At 38.7% G+C, this 12,008-nt stretch carries 15 protein-coding genes; 8 read left to right on the top strand and 7 right to left on the bottom strand.

What is annotated here, in order from left to right:
* The first annotated feature begins 309 nt into the window (after positions 1-309).
* Genes NHE85_RS16325 through NHE85_RS16310 form a run of 4 tightly spaced genes read left to right on the top strand, consistent with a single transcriptional unit; the run spans position 310 to position 2,587 of the window.
* Positions 310-639, top strand: coding sequence for a hypothetical protein (locus NHE85_RS16325; RefSeq protein WP_252813208.1), 330 nt, complete (start codon positions 310-312; stop codon positions 637-639).
* Positions 640-691: 52 nt separating this feature from the next.
* Positions 692-1,573 carry an SDR family oxidoreductase gene (locus tag NHE85_RS16320; RefSeq protein WP_252813207.1) on the top strand — a complete coding sequence of 294 codons (882 nt, stop codon included), beginning with the start codon at positions 692-694 and terminating at the stop codon, positions 1,571-1,573.
* A 17-nt stretch (positions 1,574-1,590) separates the two neighbouring features.
* Positions 1,591-2,226: an FAD-binding oxidoreductase gene (locus tag NHE85_RS16315; RefSeq protein WP_252813206.1), complete on the top strand. Its 636-nt coding sequence runs from the start codon at positions 1,591-1,593 to the stop codon at positions 2,224-2,226.
* A 25-nt stretch (positions 2,227-2,251) separates the two neighbouring features.
* Positions 2,252-2,587, top strand: a complete 336-nt coding sequence (locus NHE85_RS16310) for a hypothetical protein (RefSeq protein WP_252813205.1) — start codon at positions 2,252-2,254, stop codon at positions 2,585-2,587.
* A 58-nt stretch (positions 2,588-2,645) separates the two neighbouring features.
* On the opposite strand, the gene NHE85_RS16305 is transcribed toward NHE85_RS16310, so the two are convergent.
* From NHE85_RS16305 to NHE85_RS16275, 7 genes are all read right to left on the bottom strand, one after another.
* Positions 2,646-3,374, bottom strand: coding sequence for a DUF72 domain-containing protein (locus NHE85_RS16305; protein WP_252813204.1), 729 nt, complete (start codon positions 3,372-3,374; stop codon positions 2,646-2,648).
* A 181-nt stretch (positions 3,375-3,555) separates the two neighbouring features.
* Positions 3,556-4,110, bottom strand: coding sequence for a ferritin-like domain-containing protein (locus tag NHE85_RS16300; RefSeq protein WP_252813203.1), 555 nt, complete (start codon positions 4,108-4,110; stop codon positions 3,556-3,558).
* Positions 4,111-4,547: 437 nt separating this feature from the next.
* The gene (locus tag NHE85_RS16295; protein ID WP_252813202.1) at positions 4,548-4,784 is read right to left on the bottom strand and encodes a hypothetical protein; all 237 of its coding nucleotides are present in this window, start codon (positions 4,782-4,784) and stop codon (positions 4,548-4,550) included.
* A gap of 25 nt (positions 4,785-4,809) precedes the next feature.
* Positions 4,810-5,307 carry a CinA family protein gene (locus NHE85_RS16290; protein ID WP_252813201.1) on the bottom strand — a complete coding sequence of 166 codons (498 nt, stop codon included), beginning with the start codon at positions 5,305-5,307 and terminating at the stop codon, positions 4,810-4,812.
* Positions 5,308-5,623: 316 nt separating this feature from the next.
* Positions 5,624-6,520: an AraC family transcriptional regulator gene (locus tag NHE85_RS16285; protein WP_252813200.1), complete on the bottom strand. Its 897-nt coding sequence runs from the start codon at positions 6,518-6,520 to the stop codon at positions 5,624-5,626.
* 51 nt (positions 6,521-6,571) lie between these two features.
* Positions 6,572-7,570 carry an aldo/keto reductase gene (locus NHE85_RS16280; RefSeq protein WP_252813199.1) on the bottom strand — a complete coding sequence of 333 codons (999 nt, stop codon included), beginning with the start codon at positions 7,568-7,570 and terminating at the stop codon, positions 6,572-6,574.
* Positions 7,571-7,900: 330 nt separating this feature from the next.
* Entirely contained in the window at positions 7,901-8,770 is an 870-nt protein-coding gene (locus NHE85_RS16275) for an SDR family oxidoreductase (protein ID WP_252813198.1), read from the bottom strand.
* 131 nt (positions 8,771-8,901) lie between these two features.
* On the opposite strand from NHE85_RS16275, the gene NHE85_RS16270 reads away from it, so the two are divergent.
* The 4 genes from NHE85_RS16270 (at position 8,902) to NHE85_RS16255 (ending at position 11,910) form a co-directional block, all read left to right on the top strand.
* Entirely contained in the window at positions 8,902-9,330 is a 429-nt protein-coding gene (locus tag NHE85_RS16270; protein ID WP_252813197.1) for a helix-turn-helix domain-containing protein, read from the top strand.
* A gap of 404 nt (positions 9,331-9,734) precedes the next feature.
* The gene (locus tag NHE85_RS16265) at positions 9,735-10,754 is read left to right on the top strand and encodes an SDR family NAD(P)-dependent oxidoreductase (protein WP_252813196.1); all 1,020 of its coding nucleotides are present in this window, start codon (positions 9,735-9,737) and stop codon (positions 10,752-10,754) included.
* 73 nt (positions 10,755-10,827) lie between these two features.
* Entirely contained in the window at positions 10,828-11,070 is a 243-nt protein-coding gene (locus NHE85_RS16260) for a nuclear transport factor 2 family protein (RefSeq protein WP_252813195.1), read from the top strand.
* 372 nt (positions 11,071-11,442) lie between these two features.
* Positions 11,443-11,910, top strand: coding sequence for a hypothetical protein (locus NHE85_RS16255; RefSeq protein WP_252813194.1), 468 nt, complete (start codon positions 11,443-11,445; stop codon positions 11,908-11,910).
* Positions 11,911-12,008: the final 98 nt, after the last annotated feature.

Genomic DNA, 12,008 nt, shown 5'->3' with positions numbered 1-12,008 from the left:
CAACAATATGAAAACAATAGCTATAATATTTTTAATGTCCCTGGACCTTGTTTAGTGCGGGCAAAGTGAGAAAGGAAAAGACGATCATCCGTACAATGCTTCGGAAACCGGCACAAAAAAAGTACCGGGAGGTGGGGTATCCTACGGGTCTGATGGGGATGCCGAAACGAGAACAGCTAACAGGGATATTACCCAACAGGATACGTTAAATGATACGACCCGGAAATTTCCGCCTCCCTCGGAACGAAATGAAGTTACACCGCCAGAAGTAACTAAACCTAATTAAATACTAATCAAAAATAAATTGTTATGTCAGTAATTCAAAACGACCATTCGGAAGGGCCTGTTACAAAGGCTATCGAGAACCAGACTTCAAAACTACCATCAGACCTGTTTTTATGGGCTGCTCTTGGCTCTATGGCTGCATCAGCTACGTTAAAATGCCTGGGTAAAGATAAATCAGCATTGTTTGTAGGTCAGTGGGCCGCACCTTTTCTGCTTCTCGGTGTATATAATAAAATAGTAAAGACCGAAGGCCACGACAATAAATCGAGACCTTCAAAAAGACTGGAGTCGTATCCCGCCGAGGCGCACCCGATAAGTGATTATTCAGAGCCTGAAAACGATATCACATTATAACAGAAAGCCGGATTCCGGCTTTCTTATTTTCTAAACATCAAACAAAAATACTATGGAAAAGAAACATGCATTGATAACCGGTGCCACAAGCGGTATTGGCTACGAACTCGCTAAATTACTTGCAGAAAATGGATATAGCTTGGTGCTGGTAGCCCGTAATGAAAAAAACCTGAACGAAGTGGCTGCTGAACTTACACAGCTAAATAGCAACATCCATACACATGTTATTGCAGCCGACCTATTTGAAAAAGAAGCTGCCCAAAAAGTGTATGATAAAACTACAGAACTTGGTATTGTGGTTGACATTCTTGTTAACGATGCCGGGCAGGGTGAATGGGGCAGGTTTATTAAAACCGATCTGGAAAGGGAAATAGACCTTGTACAGCTAAATATTATTTCGCTGTTGAGCCTTACCAAATTTTATGTAAGAGAAATGGTTGCTCGCGGCAATGGAAAGATATTGCAATTAGCCTCATCGGTATCTAAAGCGCCATCTCCTTATCTCTCTGTTTATGCTGCAACTAAGGCGTTTGTGCTATCATTTACAGAAGCACTTGCAGAAGAATTAAAAGAGACCGGAGTAAGCATTACTGCGCTTCAGCCGGATGCTACAGATACGGATTTCTTCCATAAGGCAAAAGCCGAAAATACGGTAATTTATAAAGAACAGGATTTGTATTCGCCCGCTGAAGTAGCACATGCTGGATATGAGGCACTTATGAATGGTGACTTAACTGTTACGCCGGGCGCCATGAACAAATTTCAGAAAGCGTTAAATACCGTAACACCCGATAAAATGATTACGGCTAACATGGAGAAAAAAATGGAGTCAAGCATGGAGCCCGATGGCAGGCAGGAGAGTTCACACCCGGCGTCGCAGCGTGAGAGAAAGGCCATTAATGCAAGCAAACAGGGTATTAATGGCGATTATTAATCCAAATCCTTGCAGCTATGAGCGACCCGATAAATGATCAGCTAACCAGCGGCAGCCACTATTCTTACTGGAATGAAAGCAGTGCATTGCTTGAATATAAAACTCTGCAAAGCAATTTAATTACAGATGTACTGATAGTGGGAGGTGGCATTGCCGGAGTTACTACAGCCTACTGTCTTGCAAAATCAGGCAGAAAGGTGGTGCTTTTAGAAGACGGCTGCCTGGGCAGTGGTGAAACAGGCAGGACAACGGCGCAAATAACATATGCGCTGGACGACAGGTATTATGACCTTATAAAAATATTTGGAGAAGAAAAAGCAAGGCTTGCCGCCGAAAGTCATAAACATGCAATACAATGGATTAAAAGTGCGGTAGTTACTGAGGGTATTGACTGCAATTATAAAGACGCAGAGGGCTTTTTGTTCTTAGACCCAACTGATAAGTCTGAAAACCTTGAAAAGGAATTGGAGGCTACCCAAAAATTGGGTTTGCCTACACAGGTGATATCTGAGATTCCAGGGTTGCCATTAAAGCCTAATAAACAGGCAATACGTTTTCCGGACCAGGGTCAGTTCCATATATTGAATACCTCACAAGGCATGCAGATTCTTTCATCCGTATGGGGGCGAAATATATACCAACACACATGTTGATGAAATTTCCAAAACAGTTGCTAAGATGATGGACTATACTATAAAGGCCAATCATATTGTGGTGGCTGCCAATTCGCCTGTTAATGACAAAATTACTATGCACACTACAGTGCTTGGGGTGTATGGCATACAATATGACAACTTTCCGCTGCATCAATGGTTTGATAAAGGCATCCAGATTAAAGGCGGTCAGGCACCCGTTCACAATTACATCGACCATCTTATAGAACTGGTTGCAACAGGAAAGGTAGTACTTGACGATATTATTACGCACAAAGTACCACTGAGTGAAGCAACAAAAATGTACGATATTTTTAATAATAAAGAAGATAATTGCGTAAAAGTTGTGCTAAAGCCTTAATGACTACTTTAACTTTAAAGATTTTACATAAAAACAGCCTTCGGTTTGAAGGCTGTTTTTATTTTTTCAGCAGTTGTTTTAATCGTAAGGCGTTAAAGGCGGCATACCCTTTTTCGTCGTTGTCAAAATACACATAAACATCGTTATTGTTGCCCAGCCATTCGCGGCAATTGTCAGCCCATTTGTTAAGGGTTTCATCGGTGTAGCTTCCTTTATACTTGCCTTTAGGGCCATGAAGACGGATGTACACAAAGTCTGCCGTAATTTTTATGGGTGACAGGTGTCCGCCCAGTTGGTAAATACAAAAGGCACAATTGTATTTTTTCAGCAACGCATCTACTTCAGCATTATACCATGTGTTATTACGGAATTCAAATACATAGCGGAAATCCTTTGGCAGGATATTCAGGAAATTTTCCAGCCTTTCGGTGTCTACTTCCCAGCCCGGTGGCAGCTGGAAGAGGATAGGCCCAAGCTTTTCTTTGAGTTCAGATGCATTTGAAAGGAAATTGTCAAGGGTTTCACCGGTATCCTTTAGCTTATTATAATGGGTTATATATCGGTTTGCCTTTATTACATAAATAAAATCATCACCCACATTATCGTGCCATTTTGCGAAGGTTTCTTTTGTGGGGATGCGGTAAAACGAGGCATTTACTTCAACTGTATTAAAATGTTTTAGATAATAGTCGAAATGGTCTTTTACCTTAATATCATCCGGATAAAAAGTGCCGCGCCAGTGTTTATATTGCCATCCGGAAGTACCTATGTATAATTTACCAGCCACTATCTAATTCTTACAGTTGTTACTTAATTCCTAATAGTTATCAATCGCTGCAAGCGAAAATATAATAGTAGCTATGAGCAAGCTTTATTATGGCCTTAAAGAGGCATGAATGCGTTACTATTATACCTAATCTTGGCAGCCTTAGCACGATTGTTCTCTATATTTACACTTTAGATATAGTCTATTCGCCTTCAGCAGCTTCAATGTTTATGCTGTTGTAGGCTGCATCCGAAAGCTTTGTATCAGCCTCCTTTTCTTCCTCAAGGGTTTCCTGTAACAGGGCCGCAACTTCATTTTCACCTAATATTTTAGCAAACGCTGCAAGAGTGCCATAGGAAGCAATTTCGTAGTGTTCAATTTTTTGTGAAGCAGAAATTATTCCGGCATCGCGCACAGGCCCGGGTTCAGTTTCCTCAAGAATGCTCTCTCCTTCCTTTAAAAGGCCTTCCATTGCATCACATTTTACACCGCGGTTTGATTCTCCAAGTAGTTCAAAAACCTTTACAAGACGCTCTACCTGGTTTTCAGTTACGGCAATATGCTCTTCGATAGCCATTTTCAAATCCGGATCTGTAGCGTTGTTTGCCATCTTAGGTAATGCTTTTACAAGCGCACGCTCAGCATAGATGATATCTTTCAATTCATCTACAAACAATTCTCTAAGCCCTTCAGCTGCCGATGGTTTTGCATCAACTTTTCTGGATTGACTTGATTGATTTTGAGATGTTTTTTCCATAATTCAATTTTTTATAATTAATATAATTAAGCCGTGTTATGCCTTTTTTGTTATGGCAATTTACAAAAGGCTGATACAGAGTGTACTTAATATTATGCTTAAGTTATGCTAAATCTTTCCTAACACCTTAATGGTATTGAAAATTTTTCCCTGAAACCCAAATGTTTTTCAGTCATCAGTTTACGAAGTACTGTTACTTCGGTAGTGTTCCAGTGTGCCTCAAACTCTAATTTTTCCAGATAGGTAAGAAGTGTTGTAATGTTTTGTGCGGTATCTTTTTTGCAAGGGTAATGTGCGGAGTGGCAGTGCCCTGTTTAAAAAGACTGCAAAGGTTGAGTATACTGCTACTCTTTATAATATTAAAATAAATGGTAATGCTATGACCATGATCAAAAAATCCCCATCCCTTTACGGTTATATTGGTGCATGGCTGACCATTAAGCAATGAAGCAAATACCTGTACGAGATTTTTTATCATCGGTAAGTTTTTCGGTCAGTGTAATATGGGGTATTGAATGCATGTTACGGTCTCCTATCCCTATAATTCTTTGCATTTCAGCCTTAATTTTCGCTATTGCCGTCTTTATGTTTTCCGGCGGGGATACAATCACTAAATAGGCATATAAGGGGTCAAAAAGTGATGCTTGACGAGGATTACGTCGGAATGCTGCCATTTCTGTATTATTTTGCTTTCCTGCCTCAGGCTGCGGTACTCTTGTTAGTGTCTAAGAGGCGTGTAATGAGTTCGGAAGCTCTATCAATGGTCTGTAGTACAATGCTTTCCTGATTCCCGGTGAAAATTTCCCTATGGGATATAAATCCTGTGGGATGGAGTATATATATAAACATTGTACCCACCGGCTTTTCAGGAGATTCGCTTCCACCTTTGGTAGTCAGTCCGGTAACGGCAACAATAATATCACATTTAAAGATTAGTCTCGCATTTTGAGCCAGGGCAGCTGTAACCTCTGCGGACTCGGGGGTAAAGGTCTCAATCAAATAATGAGGCACCTTTATTATATTTTCCTTAATAAAAACTTCATAGCAGGAAATGCCTCCCTGAAGTATCTTTCCTGATTCTGGCACCAGTGAAAATTCCGAACACATTCTGCCGGCTGTAGCACTTTCAACAAATGCAATTTTTAGGCCACTATCGGCGATGGCTTTTGCGCACGTATGAACTTTTGCTCTGGACATATCTTAAAGTATTACTTTACTACTTATAAAATTAGTATCAATTTTATTCCGTTGCACCAATTTTAAATTACCTTTAAGATAATCCTTGAACAGTGAAGCAAATTTTTTATAAATAATTTATGAATTACCTTTATGCGAGCCAGTAATAAATAATAACAGGATTCCTTATACCAAAGCCTCATATGTCTGTAAATTTATTATTGTAGAGCAGAAAAAAAACCTTCAAAATCATTGATTTTGAAGGTTTTTAATAATCCGGCAGATAGAAATTTCGATCATTCCCTATATGAATGATAAGGTTATATTTAAATTTAGTTTAATTGAACTGTTTTCGAAACTCAATGGGTGAGAGGCTTGTTTTCTTCTTAAAAAGCGTGCTGAAAGACTGGGGATGCTCGAAACCAAAGGCAAAAGCAATTTCGCTGACGGATAGGCTAGTTACAGAAAGCTTTTCCTTGGCCCGTTCAATCAGCTTCTCGTGGATATGCTGCTGGGTGTTCAGGCCTGTGTGCATACGAAGGAAATCACTCAGGTAATTAGGAGAAAGGTTCATTAGGTCAGCTATATACTGTACGGTTAACAATCCCTTGCCTAAAGATCCATCGTCAGTGTAATATTCATTAACAAGCTTTTCAAATTTAACCAGTATATGATTAGTACTGCTTTTACGGGTAAGGAACTGGCGTTCATAATAACGTTTTGAATAATTCAGCAAAAGTTCGATCTGAGAGATAATGATTTCCTGTGTATGCCTGTCAATATGCCTGCACTCCAGGTCAATCCTGTCAAGAATAGCTATTAAGTTGCCCTCTTCTTCAGATGAAAGGTGCAGGGCCTCGTTGACGGCATACGAAAAGTAGCCATATCCGGTAATGTTGCCTGATAAACTATGGTTTAGCAGAAAATCAGGATGAAAAATCAAAAGGTATCCTGATCCGCATTCTACGGATTGCAGGTCGAGCGACTGTACCTGATTCGGAGCTGTAAAGCTTAATACACCATTATCATAATCATAATGCTGCTGGCCATAACGCATTTTTCCTTTTGCCTCACGTTTAAGGGCTATACAATAAAAGCTATTCACAAAGCCTTTCCAAATATCATCTTCCAGAAAAATACTTTCACTGAGGTTTATTACGCTAACCAGTGGATGATGTGGCTCGGGCAAAGAAAGTAACCGATGAAATTCCGAAATACTTTTAATAACATTCATACTGCTAATTTACCATTATCTTAGAAATTTTAAACATGTAGTGCGGAGATACTAATCGATGAGACCCATACTGAAATCGTCATAAGGATTCCCGGTATCTGTGCCAAGCGGTACTATTTTCTCAAGCCGGTCAAGTTCCTCTCCGCTAAGGCTTACAGAGGAAGCAGCGATATTTTGCTCAAGGTATTTTCTGCGTTTAGTTCCCGGTATCGGTACTATTCCCTTGCTTATTATCCAGGCGAGTGCCAGTTGGGAAGGTGTTATATTTTTTTCCGATGCCAAATTTTCAATTGCTTTGACCAGTTCAATATTTTTATAGAAGTGCTCGGGTTGAAAGCGGGGGATGTTCCTGCGGAAATCATTTTCCGGCAAATCATCAATAGTTTTAATCTGGCCGGATAAAAAGCCCCTACCGAGTGGTGAATACGCCACAAACCCGATTTTTAATTTATTCAGTGTATTTAATATTCCACGTTGCTCGACACTTCTTTCAAAGAGTGAATATTCACTTTGAACAGCCGTTACGGGATGTACATCATGTGCTCTTCTTACAGTTTCTGATGATACCTCCGATAACCCAAGATAGCCCACTTTGCCTTCTTTCACCAGTTGCCTCATTGCCTCAACAGTTTCTTCGATAGGGGTCGACTTATCAAGCCTGTGCAGATAATAGAGGTCAATGTAATCTGTGTTTAGGTTTTTAAGTGACCGTTCCACAGCTTTTTTTACATATTCTTTTTTTCCGTTAATGGCCCAGGTAACTTTGTTGTTATCATCAATTTCCCACCCAAACTTTGTGGCAATAATGTATTGATTTCTTTTGCCTTTTATAGCCTTTGCAATTAGCTGCTCATTTTTTAAAGGGCCGTAGAGATCTGCGGTGTCCAGAAAATTCCCACCCAGTTCAAGTGAACGTTGAATGGTGGCAATCGCTTCCTTTTCATCTGCGGGGCCATACATATTTCCTTCTTCAAAACCGGTCATGCCCATACAGCCCAGTCCTATAACAGGAACCACGAGCCCCTTGTTTCCTAAAGATAGTGTTTTCATTTTAATAGTTTTATTTTCTGATACAAAGTTCAGCAAAGTCAACCTACCTGTTGTATGCAAAGCCCTGAAGCCTGTATGCAAATCCATTACTGCTTTTTGTTGTATTGGAGCGTAGTTAACTATATTTAAACAGAACGCAAAATTCTTCAGTATGAAATATACCCGGTAACATCACAAAATTTTCTGCAAACTAATAAGATATGTGATAGTATTGAGACCAGACTAATCCCAATTATCATATGCTTACAACACTTTAAGATTTGAAAGGAATCATAAAGTGGCTGAAAATATAAATTCTCAGCCACTTGACTATTAAAAGTTATAATAATTCTAAACAAAAAATGTTTCTAAGACATCCCTGAAACTTTTTGTCTTTCTGCCTAATAACCGCTCGAGGTCGCCTGCCTGATGTTCGAATTCACCACCTTCAATTGCCATTACCCAACTTGTTAAAAATTCTGCTACGTGACGAGCGACTCCTTTTTCAATCATTCCGTCAATATATTCTTCGGCTGTAATTGTGGTAAAAGAAACAGGTTGTCCTTTTATTTCCGAAAGAACTTTTGCTATTTCTGAAAACGAAATATGGTAAGATCCGCCTAATGAATAAGTCTTATTTTCATGTCCGGGGGTAGAAAGTATTTCAGCATGGGCTTCAGCCAATTCATCTCTCGTAGCAGGTGCCATTTTTCCTTCATTGGCCGGAACTTTTATTCCGTTTTCAATAGGGTTGGAATCATAGTAAAATGATAAAAGGTCAGCAAACGGAGGGTGGTATAATACAGTATAATCCAGTCCGGAAGATTTAAGTACTTGTTCTGTAAAACGGTCTGAATCCGTAACTTCGGATATAATACGTCCTGAACCTTCTTTACGCATAATAGACATATATACTATGTGCTTAACGCCCATTTGCCGGGCAGCAGTAATAATATTATAATGTTGGGTAAATCGGTCTGTAAAAGCAACCGCACTCGTTAGCATGACTTTATCAACACCTTCGAATGCATGTAGTAAAGAATTATAATCTGAATAATCGCCTTCACGTATTTCTACCCCTTTCGCAGCTAAGTCTTTCAGACTTTCTTTTTTTCGTGAAAAACCGATAATTTGATTTGAAGGAACACCCTTTTTTAAGAGGTGCTCAATTGTACTTTTTCCAATTGCACCTGTAGCTCCTGTAACTAAAATTTTTGTCATAATGTAATATTTTTATTTTTAATACTTAAATTTGCTTTTTAATTGCAAGTAAAAAAATAAGTTATTTACTTGCAAAATGCAAGTGTAAAATTAATAATTTACTTTTAATATACAAGTAAAATGTATTGTTTATGAAATTGACTGAAAAGCGCTCCGACTGCCCGATAAGTTCTTCGTTGGATATTATTGGGGACAAATGGTCATTATTGATAGTTAGAGATTTAATGCTTCATAAATCACGTACTTATGGAGATTTTACTAAATCTGCGGAAAAAATAGCAACGAATATATTGGCGAATAGATTACAGCTGCTGGAGAATAATGGGATAATCATTAAATTGCCGTATCCGGATAATAAAGTAAAAGGTCTTTACAGGCTTAGCCAAAAAGGTATTGATTTAATACCCGCTTTGATTGAAATAGCCCTATGGGGAGATAAATATGTCGCTAACTCTGATGAATCTTCGCCGTTTCTAAAAGAGGTAAAAAAGAATAAAGCAAAATTTTTGAAAAATGTTATGGATAAGCTTACCGTAGATTTTGAGTCTGATACTCCTTAAACATTGTAAAGAGACATTTAACGGAGAAGAAGCGAAAAAGTATGCGCTAAGCATAATTTAAATCGCATAAATAATAATTCAATCTGATTGTTTTTGATTCGCTTTCAATTTTCTTGACTGACAAAGGCTGTCCTGTATCACATGGACGGCCTTTTTTGTATAAGTTCTTAATTCTCTTATTTCTTAACGCTCAGCAAATAATTTAACCTAAATATTATACTGCAATCTCTGGGTTGAAGACATTGGTAAGTTTTATGCTTACAATCTGATTGCAATAAAGTTTTCATAAATAGCAACATCAAAAAGATTTTTCATAGTACCTTTTATAAACTTTTCACGCTCTTAGTCAAAAGGCTAATACTGCTTACGTGAATGGATTTAAGTATCTTTTAAAATTAATTTATATGAACGAAATAGTAAATGCAAAGCACCTGACAGGAAAAACAGTTGTGATAACCGGCGCCAGCAGTGGGGTAGGCCGTGCTGCAGCCGAGGCCTTTGCCAGGGAAGGCTGCAATGTGGTCATTGTAGCCAGGGGCCAAAAAGGCATTGATAAAGTCGTAGCATTTTGCAATAATCTTCTCGGTAACGCTTATGGGATTAGTGCAGACACGTCTGTTGCCCAGGATGTAGAAAGGGTGGCAGAAGAAGCTTTGAAAATTTCTGGTAAGATAGACATTTGGGTAAACAATGCCGGTGTGATGGCTAGTGGTAAATTTGAAGAAATTCCAATGGAGATCCATGAGCAGGTAATTAACACTAATTTAGTTGGCTATATGCACGGTGCGTATCAGGCTATTAAAATTTTCAAAAGGCAAAATGAGGGAATCCTGATAAATAATGTATCTATAGGAGGTTTTATGCCTGCACCATATAGTGCTGTGTACTCTGCGACCAAATTCGGTATACGTGGCATGATGGAATGCCTTCAGGGGGAGATATCTAATTTTAAACAGATACACATCTGTAATCTGTATCCACAGTTACAAAATTCTACAGGCAACCTGCACTCAGCCAAATACTCCGGGTTTAGTATGGCAATCCCTCCAATTGCTTCAGACCCGCGGGATACTGCGGACAGAATGATTAAACTTGCATTACATCCCAAAAAGGATATGTTTCCGGATTACAGGGCGGCAGCTATCACGAATCTTTATAGATTGTTTCCAAAGCTGATAATTAACACTGCATCTGCAGCGGTCCGTTTAAAAATGAGCAGTAACAAAGATAAAGACAATGAGGCAGGAAATGTTTTGACACCCTCGCAGGAGCCACTAAGGGTATATGGAAATCTGGGAATGCCGAAAACAAACAGAAACTTAAGCAGGATTTTATTAGCGGGTGCTGTCGTTGGCATTACACTTTTTGCCGTAAAGCGCTGGTCAGATGACAGCAAAAAGGTAAAAAACAGAGGCTTGGTTTAGGTCTGGCCTAAAAATCTAATTGATTTAAGATTATAGCAGTTAGGTAACACAATGCAAATCAGAATTATTAACAATGGATAATAAGAAAATATTATTAGCAGCAAATGCTACGGTTTCAAAGGGATATAATGAAGGCTTCCTTGAGTATTGCGCAGAAAATTCGGTATGGGAATTTGTTGGTGAGCGGGTTGTGATGGGAAAACAGGCAATAAGGGAGTATATGTCTAAAACCTATCTTGAACCGCCAAAATTCACCGTAAGGAATCTCATTGCTGAAGGTGATTTTGTAACCGCAGTCGGAAACATTTACAATTAAAGACAAATCAGGAAAAGCTGTCAATTATGAGTATTGCGATAACTGGCGTTTTGAAAACGGTAAAATGATTGAGCTGAGGGCCTTTGTGATTGAAAAAAAATCATCGTGATGTAAATCATAAACGGAAGGCCACTTATAAAGGTAGAAAAAAATATGACTGGATCATGGGCTATACTGCTCCGGAACGTAGCACTGGTAAAGATGAATAAGCCCTGGCCACATAAGTATTACATTGGAGTATGGAAAGATGCGGAATCAAACCCGCAATGCGCTTTAATAAAGAAAGAGAGGAAAATGAATCGAGGTTAAAATATATATAATTCTGTTGGTTTTACAGTACATAATGCTGAAGTTTAACTAAACAGTTATGGTATGAATTTATTAAAATTGGCTATAGCAGCTTTCTCAGCAACCAACCTTATGACGACCTTTAGCTATCTGCTTTCGGCGAGTTATAAAAAGTTATTCAAAGAACCTGTAATGATGAATTTTATACTTGAAGGTATCGGTATAAATTTAAAGGGAAAACTGCATAAGATTGGCGGATGGATTGCACATTATGTGATAGGATTTTTTCTGGTAATAGTATATGAGTCAATCTGGAGATACACCCCGGTACGCTTTGGAATGCTATCCGGACTTATATTCGGAATATGCACAGGGCTATTTGGCATATTTTGCTGGAGGGCAATATACAGCACTTCTATACATGAGGATGTTTCTCCCAAATCCTACTACATACAATTATTTTTCGGGCATATAATATTTGCAATAGCTGTCGTTATTGCTTTCAGGATATTCAATTATAATCCGATATCAAAAATCAACAGCTATCTATAAGTTAAAGTTCATAATTTTATAACCCGCGCTGCAAAGCTCCCCTTTTTTATTAGCATAACCTTCACTTAGTTTTATGATTTAATCGGGAACCAGATTAA

Origin of the sequence: Flavobacterium sp. NRK1, assembly GCF_024054175.1 — a bacterium.
Taxonomy (GTDB): domain Bacteria; phylum Bacteroidota; class Bacteroidia; order Flavobacteriales; family Flavobacteriaceae; genus Flavobacterium.
The sequence above is the reverse complement of the archived record's forward strand: the minus strand, read 5'-3'. Positions and strand labels throughout refer to the sequence as shown.